This window comes from Porphyromonas canoris (assembly GCF_000765975.1).
Lineage (GTDB): Bacteria > Bacteroidota > Bacteroidia > Bacteroidales > Porphyromonadaceae > Porphyromonas_A > Porphyromonas_A canoris.
Genome location: NZ_JQZX01000009.1, coordinates 291,477 through 309,448 on the forward strand (window position 1 = coordinate 291,477; position 17,972 = coordinate 309,448).

Annotated in this window: 16 protein-coding genes; 3 read left to right on the plus strand and 13 right to left on the minus strand. The window is 42.8% G+C overall.

The window, feature by feature from the left end; translation table 11 throughout:
* Nucleotides 1-194: 194 nt before the first annotated feature.
* A complete protein-coding gene (locus tag HQ29_RS06095; protein WP_036868301.1) occupies nucleotides 195-1,385 on the minus strand; it encodes a VapE domain-containing protein in 1,191 nt (396 codons plus the stop codon).
* A 656-nt stretch (nucleotides 1,386-2,041) separates the two neighbouring features.
* Between HQ29_RS06095 and HQ29_RS06105 the strand changes: the two genes are divergently transcribed.
* Together HQ29_RS06105 and HQ29_RS06110 are read left to right on the plus strand one after the other, a co-directional pair.
* Complete coding sequence (locus HQ29_RS06105; protein ID WP_036868303.1) at nucleotides 2,042-2,320, plus strand: helix-turn-helix domain-containing protein; 279 nt, start codon at nucleotides 2,042-2,044, stop codon at nucleotides 2,318-2,320.
* 2 nt (nucleotides 2,321-2,322) lie between these two features.
* Entirely contained in the window at nucleotides 2,323-2,610 is a 288-nt protein-coding gene (locus HQ29_RS06110; protein ID WP_036868305.1) for a helix-turn-helix domain-containing protein, read from the plus strand.
* A 395-nt stretch (nucleotides 2,611-3,005) separates the two neighbouring features.
* Here HQ29_RS06110 and HQ29_RS06115 read toward each other — a convergent pair whose 3' ends face one another.
* The 12 genes from HQ29_RS06115 to HQ29_RS06170 all read right to left on the minus strand — a co-directional run bounded on the left by HQ29_RS06115 (nucleotide 3,006) and on the right by HQ29_RS06170 (nucleotide 17,229).
* Complete coding sequence (locus tag HQ29_RS06115; protein WP_036845116.1) at nucleotides 3,006-3,794, minus strand: ABC transporter permease; 789 nt, start codon at nucleotides 3,792-3,794, stop codon at nucleotides 3,006-3,008.
* Nucleotides 3,791-4,708, minus strand: a complete 918-nt coding sequence (locus HQ29_RS06120) for an ABC transporter ATP-binding protein (protein ID WP_200878519.1) — start codon at nucleotides 4,706-4,708, stop codon at nucleotides 3,791-3,793. Before HQ29_RS06120 ends, HQ29_RS06115 begins: the two co-directional genes overlap by 4 nt.
* A 66-nt stretch (nucleotides 4,709-4,774) precedes the next feature.
* A complete protein-coding gene (locus HQ29_RS06125; protein ID WP_036868308.1) occupies nucleotides 4,775-5,677 on the minus strand; it encodes an IS982 family transposase in 903 nt (300 codons plus the stop codon).
* A 392-nt stretch (nucleotides 5,678-6,069) separates the two neighbouring features.
* On the minus strand, nucleotides 6,070-7,248 hold the full coding sequence (locus HQ29_RS06130) for a site-specific integrase (RefSeq protein ID WP_036868310.1): 1,179 nt from the start codon (nucleotides 7,246-7,248) through the stop codon (nucleotides 6,070-6,072).
* Nucleotides 7,249-7,370: 122 nt separating this feature from the next.
* Nucleotides 7,371-8,600, minus strand: a complete 1,230-nt coding sequence (locus HQ29_RS06135) for a site-specific integrase (RefSeq protein WP_036868312.1) — start codon at nucleotides 8,598-8,600, stop codon at nucleotides 7,371-7,373.
* A 694-nt stretch (nucleotides 8,601-9,294) separates the two neighbouring features.
* Nucleotides 9,295-9,849 (minus strand): ribosome maturation factor RimM, encoded by a 555-nt coding sequence (rimM, locus tag HQ29_RS06140; protein WP_036788923.1) that lies wholly within the window; start codon nucleotides 9,847-9,849, stop codon nucleotides 9,295-9,297.
* Between the two features lie 5 nt (nucleotides 9,850-9,854).
* Complete coding sequence (gene murA, locus HQ29_RS06145) at nucleotides 9,855-11,159, minus strand: UDP-N-acetylglucosamine 1-carboxyvinyltransferase (protein WP_036868314.1); 1,305 nt, start codon at nucleotides 11,157-11,159, stop codon at nucleotides 9,855-9,857.
* A 72-nt stretch (nucleotides 11,160-11,231) separates the two neighbouring features.
* Nucleotides 11,232-11,849, minus strand: coding sequence for a DUF4290 domain-containing protein (locus HQ29_RS06150; RefSeq protein ID WP_052089895.1), 618 nt, complete (start codon nucleotides 11,847-11,849; stop codon nucleotides 11,232-11,234).
* A gap of 6 nt (nucleotides 11,850-11,855) precedes the next feature.
* Nucleotides 11,856-13,199 (minus strand): glucose-6-phosphate isomerase, encoded by a 1,344-nt coding sequence (locus tag HQ29_RS06155; RefSeq protein WP_036868317.1) that lies wholly within the window; start codon nucleotides 13,197-13,199, stop codon nucleotides 11,856-11,858.
* Between the two features lie 39 nt (nucleotides 13,200-13,238).
* A complete protein-coding gene (locus HQ29_RS06160) occupies nucleotides 13,239-14,300 on the minus strand; it encodes an NAD(P)H-dependent glycerol-3-phosphate dehydrogenase (protein ID WP_081964515.1) in 1,062 nt (353 codons plus the stop codon).
* A 53-nt stretch (nucleotides 14,301-14,353) separates the two neighbouring features.
* Nucleotides 14,354-15,877: a lysine--tRNA ligase gene (gene lysS / locus HQ29_RS06165; RefSeq protein ID WP_036846235.1), complete on the minus strand. Its 1,524-nt coding sequence runs from the start codon at nucleotides 15,875-15,877 to the stop codon at nucleotides 14,354-14,356.
* Nucleotides 15,878-16,146: 269 nt separating this feature from the next.
* The gene (locus HQ29_RS06170) at nucleotides 16,147-17,229 is read right to left on the minus strand and encodes a hypothetical protein (protein ID WP_036846239.1); all 1,083 of its coding nucleotides are present in this window, start codon (nucleotides 17,227-17,229) and stop codon (nucleotides 16,147-16,149) included.
* A 146-nt stretch (nucleotides 17,230-17,375) separates the two neighbouring features.
* On the opposite strand from HQ29_RS06170, the gene HQ29_RS06175 reads away from it, so the two are divergent.
* Nucleotides 17,376-17,969 (plus strand): nitroreductase family protein, encoded by a 594-nt coding sequence (locus tag HQ29_RS06175; protein WP_036868322.1) that lies wholly within the window; start codon nucleotides 17,376-17,378, stop codon nucleotides 17,967-17,969.
* Nucleotides 17,970-17,972: the final 3 nt, after the last annotated feature.

Consider the following 17,972-nt stretch of genomic DNA (forward strand, 5'->3'; position numbering starts at 1 on the left):
CACCTCCTGTCTACACCTTTTCTCATTCATTCTTCCGTAGAAGCGTAGAAAGATGGTAGTAAGCCGTGTTGCAAGATGAATCCCTCCTGCAATCCTTTCTCTTTCACTGTATTATCCTTAGTTGTAGTAACGTAGTAAGGAGAATAGGAAAGAAAAGAGAAAGAAGTATTGCAAGGAGGGGTAACAACAAGGTGCTATGGCGGTTGCTCGGGGTAAATCTTACGGACGGCATAGACATATACGGGATTGCCGTTTATCCTGCAACACTCCTTTGTATAGCCAGCCTTTCGTAAGGCTTCCCCCATCCGCTTGGCGGAGAGGGATTGTCGGGTATAGCAGGAGAGGTAACCCACTATCTCCGAATTGGTCATATAGAAGCGTTTTGTTGCCGTCTCTGCCTCCGTGGGAAAGGTGAAATAGCGGAGCAACAGTTCCATCTCTGTCGTATAGACTTGGAAGGCTTCGCTGTTTCTATGCAATTCAATAATCTCTTCATCATTGAACCAATAGCGAAACCCTTCATTCAACCGTGTCTTGGCTTCGCTGTAAACGGCATCCATCGGAATGCTCTTGGCTCGGTCTATCTCTATCGCCAGCACCTCAAAAGGGAGGAAGCGTCTGCTCCCTGTCGGGTCGGTGAGGAAGTCGTTGCCATTGACCGAAGCCACGAAACTTGCCAAGTGGGGTCGCTCCTCGATATGCTTCTCGTAAGGCATACGGTACTTCACCTGCGGACAGGTAATGAGATTCTTCAGTTCGTTCTCGTCCCGTTTATTGAGGGCTTTGAGTTGGTCGTCAATATTGATGATAAGATTTTGCCCGATAAGGCTCAGCACGTCCTTCTCCTGTGGGTATATCTTCCCCGTATAGCGGTAATCGGAGAGAGAGGGAGGACAGAGCAAATCAAGAAACGTGGTCTTGAACTTACCCTGATCACCTGTCAGTACAAGGCAGGTATGATTACGACAATGCTTGTCGTCCATCGCATTGGCGACTACTGCCACCAACCATTTGGTAAGGTATTCCCGCCACTTATCGGGATTGATTACGCTCACGCAGTCGGCAAGGGCGGTGATAGCTTCCGCATTTCTTTTCGTCAGCGGTAAGGCTTCGAAATAGGTTTGTACAGGGTTGACACGTGGGGAGAAATCGCTTTCGATGATGCTGTACAAGTTATCGGGCGAGGTCTGTATATCGGCTTCCTTGTCCAAGGCTCGTTTGAGGGTATTGATGCAGTAGCGGTCTATGGCTGTGTAATCGCCCGTTCCTCGTGGACGGTACTCTGCTCGGTGCAATACGGTATTGTACCGAAACTCGTAACGAGCCGAAAGGAACTCTTCTATTTGCGTGTTCTTGGAGAGGTTGTCCTTCTCTTCTTTTTTCATTGTTCGTATCTCTTTTATTTGCTTGATTTTGAACTTTCATCCGAAAACGGATGCTGAAACCAAGTTAAAGAGGCGAACAAGTGAAGCCAAGCCTTATGGCGTTGTTGCATCGAGGTGCTGCATATTTCTTCGGCAAAAGGAAAGGATACCTCACATTTTCTCCTCAAAAATCAGAAAAAGACAAATGGAAGAACGGGAAACGCTACCCGAATGGCTGTATCGAATTACGTGCAGATGCATGCCTTTGCCTTTTCGATGAAAGCAGAGGGAAAAGCCTAAAAGACAGGTAGGAAGATTCTCTCTAACAGAGCCACTTCATACTATATCGACGCCAGAAGTATCTAGGAAGATTCTCTCTAACAGAGCCACTTCATTCTATATCGACGCCAGAAGTATCCACTTAGCAGGAATGGAGTAAACAGTATATGTTGGTTCGTTATTTTCGCATCGAAACAGGATTTTTCCTCTCGGAAGGAATTTGGAGAAACGGAGAGAAAAGGCAGGGAATCCCTTCTGAAAATAGATAGGTTTTACTTATACATTTGCCTGCAAATTCCTGCGATTTCCTTTGATCTCATCAGGTCAGAGAACAAGGATTTCGGCTGCATACATTTGCACCAAAAAGAGAAAACAACAACAATTAAAACGATATTGATATGAGATTTACCGCCATCGACACCTCCGCTTGGGAGGAACTGAAAAAGAGCATCGAAGAACTGGCTCTTTGCATGAGAGAACACTTCGGTACGAAGCCCGAAGTCCCTGACCTGTTGCACAATGGGGACGTGTGCCGAATACTCAACATCAGCAAGCGAACGCTCCAGCATTATCGGGATACTTCCGTATTGCCCTTCATTCAAATCGGGCATAAGTGCTACTACAAACGTGAGGATGTGGAAGCACTCCTCGAAAAGTCGAACCGAAAAATACAATGACTATGGAACACGAAATCGTAAACAAAGAAACACCCGAAATGAAACAACTCATTTCGGGCATTCAAGAAGTAAGCAAACGTATTCGGGAGATTGCCCAAACGCATCGTCCGCTCTTCGGGGGAGAAATCTATCTCACAGGGCGGGAGGTCTGCGAACGGCTTTTCATCAGTCCCCGCACCTTGCAGGACTATCGCGACAAAGGCATTATCCCCTACACCCAAATTGCAGGGAAAATTCTCTATCGACTCTCTGACATAAACCAACTATTGCAAGAGAACTATCGGAGATAACTGTTTATTCTTTTGCTATGATATTTTGTTGTGCCTTAAAGAATCAAGAGGATTGACAAACGACTTTTTCTTTTGTAAATAGGAATGCCACCCTGTCAATGTGCTGATGTACTTGAAAAGAGATTTATGACTATTACACCTGCCACGATAAGCGCAATGCCGATTCCATCTGGAATATCAAATTGTTGCTTAAATACTATACCCAGTACAATATCCAATGCCGCCTACATCGTATAGTCAACACCTCGCGGAATTATTTTCAGAGACACGAAATCGAATCAGACAATGTAAGTAACGCAGACTCACACTATACACAACGGTATGGGAGACAAAGCTTTAAGTTTACGTGTAACTCCACCTGACGGAAAGCGCATGTTGGCGATAGTTGTTTCTCTCTATTTTGTTTGGTCTGCATAGTTCCAATACATCACTGTCGCTATATACCCTGCAATACTCGTCAGTACTAAAATTCCGTAGCTGTAATTGTCAAGTAAGATTTTGTATTCGCCGCCTACACCACTATAAAGTGCGGGGACTGACCAAGGAAAATATGAGCCGTAACCTGTCGCTGCAATTACTTGTGCAAATACCAATGTCAATGCAACAAAGCCCAAAGGTGCAAGATAGCCTTTGCTCCAAAGAGCGAAAAATGCAATCGGAAAACCAATAATAATTGTCAAAACGGTCGTAAAGAAATAGTCGCCTAACGATTGGAGCAGCCAACCACTGCCTGGTGGTGGGAGTTGCAAAAGTGCTCCGAAAACAAATGCCAGCAACAAATTTGACAGCACAAGCAGGAAACACCAAAGTACGAACAGACTAAATTTTGCGTTCAGAATTTGTGTTCGTGATGTAGGGAGTGAAAGCAAATCTTTAGCTGTTCCGTCAGAATATTCACGACCAAAAATCCAACTTGCCACGAACCCGAAAACCAAAATACCGCCAACGCTAACGGCTTGTGTTAGTATATCAAAATACGATTCCCAATTTGCCTCAAAGTTCATTGCTTTTGCTTTGGCAACAAGTGTGCCTGTTTTTCCCAATGCTTCGCCACCTTGAATGATAAAAATGCAAACAGCACCCATAATTGGTGCTAATGCAAATGCGATAAAAGTTGCCCAAATAATTTTCGAGCATTTTATTTTTATCAGTTCTGCTTGTAATGCACGTATTTGCTGTTTCATAGTTTGTTCCCTTTTATGGTCCGTAGAAAATACATTTCTAAATCTTCCGTAAATAGGAAAATTTGTTTGGGGGGAAGTCCGTTTTCTGTCAATAGTTTTGATATGAGTTCCGGTTTTTCCAATGCTTCGCTATTTGTAATTTCTATTTCGTTTGTCTCTATTGGTTTAACTGAATAATTGGCATTTTGTAAATGTTGAATTGCCTTTTGATTGTCTGTTGTTTGCACCAGAATTTTCTTGATGATTTGACTTGATAATTCTTTTGTCGTCAACTCCTTAATCAGTCTTCCTTCGTGAATGATGGCAATACGGTTTGCAACTTTGGAAATTTCGCCGAGTATGTGACTTGAAAGAAAAATGGTTGAACCATTTTCAGCAAGGTTGATTAAAAGCTCCCGAACTTCGACAATTCCTTCCGGGTCTAAACCGTTTATTGGTTCGTCCAATATCAGAAGTTTAGGTTTGTGTATGAGTGCTTTTGCAAGTCCTAACCGTTGTTGGTTGCCAAGAGATAAGGCGTTGGCTTTGGTGTTTCTGTATTTTGTGAGTTTTAGTTTTTCAATAATCTCGTCAATCACTTTGGGGTTGTTCTGCTGTCGCAACTTGTAAATCACTTTCAGGTTTTCGTAAACCGAAAGATTGGGATATGAATAGGGCGTTTCAACCAAATAACCGATGTCATTCCATTGCCTGAATTGCGGTGTAAGTTCGTTGCCAAAAAGTGTGATTGTTCCGCTATCGGGTTTTATCATTCCTAACAGCATACGAATTAGGGTTGTCTTACCCGCACCGTTTAGTCCCAAAAAACCGTAAATCTCGCCCTGATTAACGTGAATGGAAATGTTATCTGTTGCAACGGTTGAACCGAAGCGTTTCGTTAAAGTATTTGTCTTTATGATTTCCATCTTTTCCATTATCTATAAATAGTTTGCTACAATTGCTACTAGCGGTCAGGCGATATTAGTTAACGCCAGTTCGATTTAAGCACAAGTAGGAAGTTTGGGTTTTCTAACGATTTCAATATTCAGTTCAGGCTTCTTAGGGAGGAAGTTGTAGGCAATCAGCCCCGAGATAAGGTTGGTAAGAAAATTGTTAACACTACGATGTCTGGTATGCTCTATCTGACAGACGTTTTTGAGCATATCATTGACGGTCTCTATGAGAGCTCTTTTCCTTAGTAACACTTTGTCGTAAAGATGCATAAGAGAGTTCTTCATGTTCTTTTTGATTCTTGTGATCATATGAATATCATCGACAAAGAGTTGATCAAAAAGACTTTGGGAAATATACCCTCTATCTCCGATGAGTTTGCCGAAAAGCTTCTTGGTGAAAGACGAGTCCTTAAGGGGCTCTCTGTCATCACAATTGCCCGGAGTGATCTGATATTTGATGATTTCTCCTTTGTCGTTAATGACAATGTGTAACTTAAAGCCATAAAACCAGCCCATGGTACACTTCCCTTTTCGAGCCAATCCTTTCATTGTCTTATGTCCTTGAGCTCGTTTGACATGACAGGCTCTCAGCGGGGTGGAGTCTATAAAAGAGATACCTGTACATTCGCCTAAACAGCACATATTCAGGAATGCGATGAGCTTGTATCCCACTTTACTTTGCAATTCGACAAATCGATTGTAGGAGACAAGATCAGGAAATTCGGATCGACACGAGTGGGTGATATATTGCAGATAAAAAGCCTTGAGATCTCTGTACCTTGAGAGATGAAAGAGTATAAGGATGGTCATTACCTCACCGTCAGACATCCTAGACTTCCTGTTTCTACACTTTTTACCATCCTTTTCTATACTCTTTTCCTTGATTGTTTGGTCAAAAAGCTTTGAGAAGTCATCTACCATACAAAAAATATCAACTATATTTGTCTTCATAAAGTGGCGTTTTATTTGTGTGTATCACCTTGGTTTTCAGATACTAATATACAAATAATTCGCCACTTTTTCAATTATAACCACAACAATATTAGGCACTTAATAAAGTTGATGAGATAGTTTCATTCATCGTTTTCTTATATCGAACTGACGTTAGTTAGACTTAAATGATAAATTTTCCTCTAAAAACAAAGGCGCAGTGTTACACCGTCGCCAATCTACGTTTGCGGGTATGAAGATACGAATTTTAGCACAAAAAAGGAATTTCAATGCTAACAAATTATTTCTTTAGAATCATTCAAGTCTCTACTAAGCAAGGACTGCAAAATAAGAGAAAGGGGCTTGTTCCATGATTAAGTAAGTAGAAGCGGTACTTCTTTATTGATCTAAATTTACAGACCTCCTTTCCGTATTAATCTTTCTATATCCATTGCAATCTTTTGGTCAGTGATTTGGGCATAAATTTGCGTGCTGGAGATGGAGGCGTGTCCCATCATCTTGGCGATGCTTTCTATCGGAATACCTGCCTCCAAAGTCAGCGTGCCGAAACTGTGTCTTCCGACATGCCAAGTCAGCGGAGTGCGAATGCCACAAGCCCAACCAACGGCTTTAAGGTGGGTGGATAGTTTGCCTTTGCTCATTGTGTCAGGGAATATCTTATAATCCTTCTTGCTTTTTTCTTTTGTGTAAAGGGAGAGTATCTGCTCCGCTATCGGATGCAGGGGGATCAAACTCTCCACCTCCGTTTTCTGTCTTGCCTTGCGGATATACCGCTTCCCCTCACTGTTCGTTTCGATTTGCGAAGCTCGCAGGCTTTGCAAGTCGGCAAATGCCAATCCCGTAAAGACGGAAAAAAGAAACATTCTTCGGCTTAGTTCCGCCCCCTCATCCTGCAATGGGAATGCCAAGAGCTTTGCCACATCACCTTTGTTTAGGAAACGAGGTTTACGCTCCACGGCTTCATACTTCCCCTCTTCAAATGGATTAAAGCGTATTGTCCCCTGACCGACGGCTCGATACATCAACCTACTCAACCAGCAGAGATGCTTATTTATTGTTGCAGGAGCATAGCCCTCCTTCTTCAAATAAAAACGGTAATCATCAAAAAAGTCTATCGTTAGAGCCGTTAGGGGAATATCCTCCTCTCCACGACTTCGCACAAAAGCATTGAGTTGCTTGTCGGAACTTCGATTGTTGCTACACGTTCCTTCACTCTTGCTTTCTCGCTGCGCTTTGAGTTCGTCTGCACTGAGGGCAAGAAGTGTCGTTGGAGTCCTCCCGATGCCTTGCAGGTGGTTCTTCAGAAGTTCGGCACTCACCACTCCATATTTATAAAGCAAAGTATTGTACCCCTGTTCGATTTCCGCCCGAAAGTTTCGCAGGTGTTGGTTGGTCTTTTTGTCCGTTGTCTCTCCTCGCTTCACGCTCCAATGGTGAGGAACAATGCTTTCGCCTGTGGTTATTACCACGTTTGAGCCATCAATGGTGATGCGACAAAGGATTGTCGTTGTACCGTCTGCTTTAGTCTTGTTCTTATTGATATAGAATAAGATTTTGAATGTACTGCGCATAATCTTTTCGTGTGCTATGTAAATGGTAATTACTTTTTACCCAAAGCTCCTAAGCTTTCGGGCAAAAACTTTATTTCTTTCTCGGAAAAGCTTAGGTGCTTTTGAGAGCATATTCTTGAATGTCACAAAAAGAGTTGTAAATCTTCAGTGAAAGAAAGAAATCGCTCGAACTCATCAAAGAGTTTCTTTGGAGTAACGTGGGCGTACCGTTCGGTCGTTTGAATGTTGCTATGCCCCAACATTCGGCTAACCGTTTCGATGGGAACACCACGTTCCAAAGTAATCAAGGTGGCAAAAGTGTGGCGACCAACGTGTGCCGAAAGGGGAATGGAGATGCCAGCCCGAAGCTGTAAGGCTTTGAGTTGGGTAAGATAAGCAGAATAGGCAATGGGAGCAAAGAGAGTGTTGCGCTCATCCGATTGATATCGCTCTATCAAACGCACCGCTTCGGATAGGAGTTTTACACGACAAAGGGTATTAGTCTTTTGTCTACGGAACTTCAGCCACAACGCCCCCTCATCATCTATAAAGAGATGTTCCCGATTCAGAGCAACCATATCACAATAGGCAACGCCCGTATAACAGGAGAAGAGAAAGAGATTGCGAGCGGTCTCCAACTCCACTTCATACGGCTCAAAGGTCAAGCCCAGCAACTTATCCAACGAAGCCCTATCCAAAGCCCGAGGTTGTTTGTTCTCTCCTCGCTCTATCTCTACGTGCGCAAATAGTTGTCGCTCTGTCAAGCCTTCACGATACGCCAAACGGCAGACTTTCTTTACCATCAATGCCATCTTACGATAATAGGCTTGCGAAAGTCCCAACTTTCCGACCGAGTAGTGTTGCAAGCATTCCAAGAAATCTTCTTCTATCTGTCCGAAAGGAATGTCTGCCGTATGGTACTTCTCACCAATAAAGACTTGCAGATGCTTACGGATAGTATAGTAACCACTCATAGTCGTAGCCTTTATTTCGATGCCCACCTTTTGCTCCATCTCTTCGACCATTCGGTCGTATCGCTCCAAGAAGGAGGTCTGGCTTTGCATACTGCCTTGAAACTGCTCCTTAATGTCTGTTGCCGTAAACACCGCACCTCGCTCGCAAAGAACTCGATAAGCCGACTGTACCGAGAGAAGCAAGCGTTCCAACTTGCCATTCGTTGCCACTGCTTCACGGCTCTTGCCGTTCAGTCTGCTCTCACGAGCATTCCACAACTTGGGGTCGCACGACAGTTTACAACTGAATTGGGCAATGGTTCGCCCGTAGGTTATCCGCCCCATGATCGGTGCTTGCCCCGACTTGTCCAATCCGCTCTTTTTCAGGTAGAGCAACACCTTGAATTTTTCTCTTTGCATACGCTTCTGTTTTTATGGGCAANCTTGTCCAATCCGCTCTTTTTCAGGTAGAGCAACACCTTGAATTTTTCTCTTTGCATACGCTTCTGTTTTTATGGGCAAAGTTACCCGTTGTCGAAGCGTTTTCAGCTACGCAAAACATTGTAATACAAAGCATAAGCACCGTGATAGAGAAAAGATGAGTTACCGAACACTCTTCTGTCAGTTACCTTCTCTTTCTTCTTCGTTACCATTCTGAAGACAGACTAATGATTTGGTAACGGAACTTCTGCATAAATCCTCGCTTTCTGCACTTTATCCCTCAATACAAACCACCGAGATATGGCGAAAATCCCTCTCATTTCCATTTACTTACCTCTCATCCTCTCTCTAATGCTCTTTCCTCTGATAGTTCCTAATCTTTTCGGAAAAAGTACCTAATCTTTTCGGAAAAAGTACCTAATCTTTTCTGGGAAAGTACCTAATTTTTTTGGAGAAAGTACCTAATCTTTTCGGGAAAGCGTTAAAGGTTTTGGAATATTGATAATTATCTTTTTGAGGAATGCTGATTTCTGCTTGCCCTTATGCAGCTCCGGATCGGAAAGAAAGTGGCAAAAAGAGGACCGACTTCCTGATATAGAAGTCAGTCCTTAAACCGTTCCCCCGAAAAACTTTATCGGATGCCGGGTGTGTTGATCTCTTAAAGATCAAATCATTATGATATGAGTCCGTCAGGAAGAGTCATCGTGATTTCCCTCGTATTCACATCTATGTTTGTGATCCACTCCTCGACGATCGGGATGTAAAATATGTTCTCTTTTTCAGCCGTATCGGTGGCAGATCTTACTTCAAAGAGCGGATTTTCGGCAATCATCATTATGCCTGCTATCTCTCCGATGTGATCGCCTGAAGCGGAGTCGATGACTGAGAAGCCGACCAGCTCGTCCTCCATGAGCTTTTCGTCCTCTCCCGTCCGGTTCAAGTGGTGCTCCCACTCTTCCCGGTCTATGTAAAAAGAAAGCCCGACAAGCTTTTCTGCCTCCTCCATCGAGGATACGAAGCCGACGGAGAGGATGTATTTCCCCTTATTGCCCCTGCTTTGAACGAACGGATAGGGGATCATGCAACCATCTTTTTGAACGAAGATAAACGAGGGCTCTATATCTACGAAGCTGTCCGAAAGAAGCTGCAAAGAAAGCTCGCCTTGTGTCCCGTGGGGCTGAACGCAAGTACCGATCTGCTTGTAATTTTTGGGGAGAAGACTTTGCATGGGTTCTATATCCGTTGTATGTTTGCTCCGATCGAGTTGAGTCTTTCTTCAATGTTCTGATAGCCTCTGTCTATCTGGTTGATGTTGTCTATCCTGCTCACTCCGTTAGCAGACATCGCCGCGATGAGCATCGCAATACCTGCACGAATGTCCGGAGATACCATGTTCGTTGCACGTAGCTTGTTGCTTTCTGCCAACCCTATGACTGTGGCTCTGTGCGGATCGCACAGGATAATCTGCGCTCCCATGTCTATGAGCTTGTCCACGAAGAAGAGACGGCTCTCGAACATCTTTTGATGGATGAGCACACTGCCTCTTGCCTGTGTGGCAACAACCAGAAAAACACTCAAAAGGTCCGGAGTGAGTCCCGGCCATGGAGCATCTGCAATAGTCATAATGGAGCCGTCCATGAAGCTTTCTATCTCATAAATCTCTTGAGACGGGATGTAGAGATCGTCGCCTTTCTCTTCTATCTTTATGCCCAGTCGCCTGAATTGGTTCGGAATAATCCCCAGCTCCCGTATCGCTGTATCCTTTATCGTAATCTCCGAATGAGTCATGGCTGCCATACCGATAAAGCTGCCAACCTCGATCATATCCGGAAGCATTCGGTGAGTAGTACCACTAAGAGAGTCTACACCATGTATCGTCAGAAGATTACTTCCTATTCCCTCTATCTTTGCTCCCATTCTTACAAGCATCTTGCATAGCTGCTGCAGATAGGGTTCGCATGCCGCATTGTAGATTGTAGTAGTTCCTTCTGCCATGACAGAAGCCATGACAATATTGGCTGTACCTGTTACGGACGCTTCATCCAAAAGCATGTATGTTCCGCGAAGACGTTCCGCATGAATGCTGAAAAGATCTTTCTCTTGATTAAACTCAAAATCCGCACCGAGCTTGATAAATCCCTCAAAATGTGTGTCCAATCTTCGTCTTCCGATCTTATCTCCTCCGGGTTTGGCTATAACGGCTCTTCCGAATCGGGCAAGTAACGGACCCAATATAAGAACAGACCCGCGAAGGGTTGAAGTCTTTTCCAGAAACTCTTTCGAGTAAGCAAATTCCAAGTTGATATCTTCCGCTACGAAGCTATATGTATCAGTACCGAGCTTCCGAACATTTACGCCAAGATCTATGAGAAGAGCTATCAGATTCTTGACATCCACGATGTCCGGAATATTTTCTATGATGACTTCTTCTTTCGTAAGAAGTGTGGCAGCTATTATCTGCAATGCTTCATTTTTTGCACCCTGAGGGATGATTTCTCCGCGGAGCCGGTGTCCGCCTTCAATGATAAACGAGGACATACAATTCTAAGATTTTAAGGTTAAAGGTCCATTACCATAATTCTCGGATATTTTGAACGCAACTCAAAAACGCTACTTACGTTGTTGTTTGCTTTTTTTCTTCTGTTTGTGTTTGTCTGAAACAGGCATGGGACTTACATCAGGAAGCAGGCAGTCGAACTCGTCCAAGTATATTTTGCCATCAGACATCTCGTGCAGATCCTTGAAGATCTTTTCATTTTGAACCTCTCCTTTATTCCAAGTGACGTATGCCTTTTTCATCTGTATCGCTGTGATACATTCCCTCTGCTTGCGAAGATCGGGATCTTCTGTTGCCATGGATATCTGTATCATCTTTTCTATTCCATGTCCATAGTGGCGGTATCTTGGAAGATTATAATGATAAGGGATCTTGTCCGGATTAAATTTTGCTTCTTCTTCGCTTCGCACTTCCACAGGAAAGTCAATGTCTAATTTGAAATCAGACATTGCGTACAAGTGATCCCACAATACTTTGACATTCTCTATGTCGTCCGTTTTCACTCCGCTCTTTCTCGCCATGAGGGAAACAATGTACTCGGCACATTTTAATCTTTCTACCCTGTTGGATAAGCCCATACAGATATCCAGCATATCTTGAATGGCTCTTCCATATTCCGGAATAGTCAACTTTTTAAGAGCTGTATTATAAGGGATATTAGGTCTGTTCATTTCTATTTATTTCTTGTTAAGTCTGTTTTGAATGGCTACGGAAGCTTCTTCATAGCCTGGCTTGTTTAACAGAGCAAACATATTACTTTTATATGCTTCTACTCCGGGCTGATCAAAAGGATTAACCCCAAGAAGATATCCACTTATTCCAACCGCTCTTTCAAAGAAATAAAAGAGTTGTCCTAAAGAGAACTCATTCAAAGCCGGAAGCTCAATTCTTATGACAGGAACACCGCCATCCTTATGAGCTAAGATCGTTCCCTCTTCCGCTTTCTTATTTACTTCATCTACACGTTTCCCGGCAATGTAGTTAAGTCCGTCGAGGTTCTCTTTATCTGTTGGGATTTTAACCTCATACTTCGGCGTTGCTGTACTTAGTACGGTCTCAAAGATTATTCTTTCACCTTCCTGTATCCACTGTCCCATGGAGTGAAGATCGGTGGTCAAGTCCACAGCTGCATTGAAGATCCCTTTGAGTTCTTTGCCCTCGCTTTCCCCAAAAAGCTGTTTCCACCACTCGCCAATAAAGTGCATTTTAGGGTGATAGTTTGCAAGGATTTCTATTTTCTTTCCGCTCTGATAGAGAGCATTTCTGACAGCAGCATACTGAATGGATATGTTTTCCTCCCCAATTACTTGAGCAGATGTCTGAAGCATCATCTCTTTAGCTCCGCGTACCAACTCCTTAATATCAAATCCTGCAACAGCTATTGGTAGCAATCCACAAGGAGTTAAGACAGAAAATCTACCACCAACATTGTCCGGAATAATAAAGCTTGTATATCCCTCTTCATCTGCAAGTTTACGAAGAGCGCCCTTGCTGCTATCTGTTATGGCAATAGTGTGCTTGGTGGCAAAATCCTTTCCTTCTTGTGCCTCAAGGAGTTCTTTCAGAAGACGAAAAGCAATGGCAGGTTCGGTTGTTGTACCACTCTTGGAAATATTGATTATTCCAAACTTATGTCCTTTAAGAAGCTCTATAAGTTCATATAAATAATCTTCCGAGATATGATTCCCGGCATAGAGAAGAGTCGCTCCTTTCTTAGTCTTAAAAGGGGCAAAACTATCTTGAAGGGCTTCTACAACTGCTTTTGCTCCGAGATATGAGCCTCCGATACCAATAGTTACAACGAACTCACAGTCTTTGCGAAGCAGATCTGCAACAGATTGTATATGGTTTAGGCCTTGTTCCGAAATATCCTTGGGTAGAGAAAGCCATCCCAGAAAGTCATTCCCTTTTCCGGTCCCATTTTCGAGAGACTCGTTGGCAGCCTGCGCCAAAGGAATCAGCTCTTTATATCTGTTCTCTATATCTGCACTATACAATGCTCCTGCTATCTCAATCTTCATCTTTTGTTATATATACGGTATAATAGTTGTTTGTCAATCTTAAATAAATTGCTTGGTAAGGTCTGCAATAGCTTCCTTGGGAGAGACTTTTTCGTAAAGGATCTTATATACAGCCTCCATTATAGGTAGGTTTGCTTTGAAACGTTTAGACACTTCATGCACACACTTCGCTCCATAGTAACCCTCCGCCACCATCTCCATCTCCAATTGGGCTTGTTTGACGGAGTAACCTTTCCCGATCATGGATCCGAATGTTCTGTTTCGACTAAAACGAGAATAGGCTGTAACCAAGAGGTCTCCAAGATATACAGAGTCTGCTATCTCTCTCTCCTCTTTTTGTACCATATCAACGAAGTCCTTCATCTCTCTAACAGCATTGGAAATCAATACGGCTTGAAAATTGTCCCCATACTTCATGCCGCTACATATTCCTGAAGCTATCGCATAGACATTCTTCAAAACGCTTGCATACTCAACGCCGACAACATCCGTATTTATTGAGCAACGAATATTTTTGCTCGCCACACAGTTCTTTAGTTGCTCAGCTTTCTGTTTGTCGCTACAAGCTATGGTTAGATACGAAAGCCTATCCATTGCCACCTCTTCGGCATGACAAGGTCCGCCTATTGCTCCAATGTAATCTACCGGAATCTTAAGATTGTCATGTAGATAGTCCGAAATAAGCACGTTATCTTCCGGAACAATGCCCTTGATGGCATTGAGAAAAAACTTCCCTTTTGTGTTGGCTTTTTTGATTTTACTCAAAAGATTTCGAACGTAGGGGGATGGTGTTATCAGGATAATTGTGTCGGAGTTTTCTATCAACTCCTCAACATCCGTATAGAAGTTTATTCTATCAGTTTCAAAATTGACACTCGAGAGATAACCGGGGTTATGCCCCCCTTGAATAAACTGCTTTACAGTATCCTTAAATCTGAAATACCAATTTATCTCATCTGCATTTTGGAGCAATATTTTAGCCAAAGCCGTTGCCCAGCTTCCACTACCCAACAAGCCTATACGACCGGGAGACCAGGAAGAATCTTCAAGATTAGTAGCCTTAGCTACTCTATCATCTGCATCAGATAGGGCTTGTGCCATACAATATCTCTATATTTTGATACCCTTTCGGATATAGTCAATACTATTGTCGTTTAGATGTCCTTTCTCGGACGCATTTGTGGGAAGAACAGTACCTCTTGTATACTCTCCTGTCCGGTGAGAAACATTACCAGACGATCCATTCCTATTCCCATTCCACTTGTTGGAGGCATTCCATATTCCAAGGCACGAACAAAGTCTTTGTCTATAAACATTGCTTCGTCATCACCTTTTTGAGAAAGTTTTAGCTGATCTTCAAATCTTTCCAACTGGTCTATCGGATCGTTCAACTCACTGTAAGCATTCGCTATTTCTTTCCCATTGACCATCAGTTCAAATCGTTCCGTAACGCCGGGAATACTTCTGTGCTTCTTAGTAAGAGGAGACATCTCTATCGGGTAGTCTGTGATGAAAGTTGGTTGGATGTAGTGCTTTTCACACTTTTCGCCAAAGATTTCATCAATCATTTTCCCTTTACCCATAGTGTTATCCACCTCTATGTGCATATCCTTACAAGCCTGACGGATTTCGTCTTCATTTTTGTTGTAAATGTCGAATCCCGTATGTTCTAATATGGCATCTCTCATGGAGATCCTTTTATAAGGAGCTTTGAAATCTATTTCAGTAGATCCGATAGTCGTTTTAGTTGTACCCAACACTTCTGTTGCCACATATTCAAGGAGTTGTTCGGTCATGTTCATCATCCAGTTGTAGTCCTTGTAAGCCACATAGATCTCCATAGCTGTAAATTCCGGGTTGTGTGTACGGTCCATACCCTCATTACGGAAATTACGGGAGAACTCATATACTCCGTCAAAGCCACCAACGATAAGTCTTTTCAGATACAGCTCGTTTGCTATACGAAGATAGAGTGGAATATCGAGAGTATTATGGTGGGTGATGAATGGTCTTGCCGCGGCTCCTCCCGGTATTGGTTGGAGTACAGGAGTATCTACTTCCAGCCAACCACGAGCATTGAAGAAGTCTCGCATAGCATTGAATATCTTTGTCCGCTTGATAAAGATCTCTTTCACGCCGGCATTAACCACAAGATCCACATAACGCTGACGGTAACGTTGTTCCGGATCACTGAAGCTATCGAATACCTGATCGTCTTTTGTCTTCACCACAGGAAGGGGACGAAGGCTCTTGGAAAGCAGCTTCAACTCTTGCACATGAATGGATATTTCTCCCATTTTTGTGCGAAAAACATAGCCATAGACCCCAATGAAGTCTCCGATATCCAATAGCTTTTTGAATAGCGTATTGTACAACTCTTTGTCTTCACCCGGACAGATGTCGTCTCTTGTGATATAAAGTTGGATTCGACCCGTAGAATCTTGAAGTTCACAGAAAGCTGCCTTCCCCATAATTCTACGTCCCATAACGCGTCCTGCCACGTATACCATACGTTTCGGTGCATCTTCCGGTTCGTCTTTGAAAGAACTTTTTATCTCTTCAGCATAGGCATTTACGGGGAATTCTTCTGCCGGATAGGGGTCTATACCCAAGTCTATGATTTGTTGAAGACTTTCTCTCCGGATTATTTCCTGTTCTTTTAGGTCTTTTATCTCCATATATCTGTTATGTTTTTATATTTCTACTCTTGTGTCTTTGGGATCATCATCCAAAAGGAAAGAGTCAACCAATAGATACGATACGAAAACAAACAAGAGAACGAAGCAGATAACCATTTTAAGGTATCTGTCCGTCTCCATGTTTTCCATACTCTGAGTACAAAGATAGACAATAATACTCAAACCTTACCGGTGTTATTTACCTTAAAAACGAAATGGGGGTGTTAAGATGGTAAGAATCATAAAAACTCTCATGGAGTTTGCATGAGTTATTCATGGTACACAATCTCATAGAGAAGCATATACTGAGCTTCAAGTCGTCCGGTAGTTTCATTGACATGATACGTTATGGTCTTCTGTGGGTTGCCATATTTATCATGTTCTGTAACAGATTTCGTTGTCATCTTATTGTCTTTGTAGTTTATGGTAATAGTATTGCCATTGTCTTCGTGGGTGATAACGGTTTTCTCACCTGCACTTGTTTCGGTTGTCTCTTCTATCAGTTTGCCTTTCTTGTAGGTATAAGTGTAAGTTGTTATATGCTTCTTGCCTTTCTCTTCTTTGACCTCTTCTACAAGATTTCCTTTGTTGTCAAATTTTCTGCTGACTCGGATCTTTTCCGGAGATCTGTCCAACTTACTTAGAAATAGCTCTTCAATCTCCTCTATTACTCTGCCTTTGCTGTCATATTTGTAGCTCTTTTTGCTGTCCGGTTCCGTTTTGCTCTCTTTTACGAAAGTGATTTCTTCCAACACTCTATTCTGCTTATCGTAGGTATAAGTGTGCTTTTGATAGCTTGGGTTACTGTCGGGAGTTTCAAGGCAATGTTTCTCTATAAGATTGTTTTTATCGTCGTAGAGATAGGTTTCTTTCTTAAAGACAGACTCGTCAAAGGTAGGCTCTTCACCACTTTCCACATCGAAATCGTCATTCATTTTCCGTTCAACGCACAGCTCCTCCATCAGCAATCCCGTCTTTGGATCATACTTGTAGGTCCCTGTATATTTGATCCCCCCTGCAAGAAGATGAGTATAGCCTGTTTTTTTGCCATTCTCATTATATTGGTAGCTGTATTCATCTCTTGGAAGATCATTACTGCTCCTGAACCCTTCAGCCATGAGCTGTCCTTTTTGATCAAACTCACTGAAATCATAATCCGACTGAGAGATCCATACAGAATCACTGTTGATGTAAAATAAAGTGCTTTTTACGAATTTTACATTCCCGTAATATCCTGTTTTTTCATAATTCGGATCTACTGTTTTCTCTTCGCCATTGTCTGAACAACCTCCCCAAATGGCAGGAGATAAAAGGAAAAGCAGGGTCAGAAAAAAATCTTTGTGATGCTTCATAAATGTTGATAGTTTAAGTGGTAGATTGTGGTTCTATGTTTGTGTCGGATTCGTGTGATTCCTCACATGTGACAAATTTACATTTTTATTGATTATAGAAAAGGATAAGGTATAAAAAAGAATATCCTTTTTGTACCTTTGTTCTCATGGAAGACTTAAAAGAACTATTCCGCCGAAACAGATCTTACAGACGTTTCGACGAATCGGAGAAGATTGATGAAGCAGAGATTTCAAAATGGATTGAGTCTGCTCGATTCTGTGCATCGGGGAGAAATCTTCAGCCGATCAAGTATATCATCGTAACCGATGCAGAGCTTTGTAATGCGCTTACCGCAACAGTGAAATGGGCAGGCTACTTACCGGAATGGGATGGACCTGAAGTGGGAGAGAGACCTACGGCTTATGTCGCGCAGCTATTGGATACCACTCTAACCTCTACGGTACGGTTGGATGATGGTTTGCAGCTGTCTGCCATAACGCTCTCTGCCGTCGAAGCCGGTTATGGATGCTGTATATTCCAGAGCTACAATGCTGCCACCATAACCGAGATGCTGGGCTTGCCCGAAGGGTTGAAGCTAATGTCCGTAGTGGCGGTAGGCAAACCCATCGAGGTGGTTATAATAAAAGACATAGAGCCGGGCGAGTGCATCAAATATTACAGAGATGAAAAGAGAAGGCACATAGTGCCTAAAAGAAGGCTCTCGGAGCTGATATACAAGGCACCGGATAAGAAAGCTTGAAAG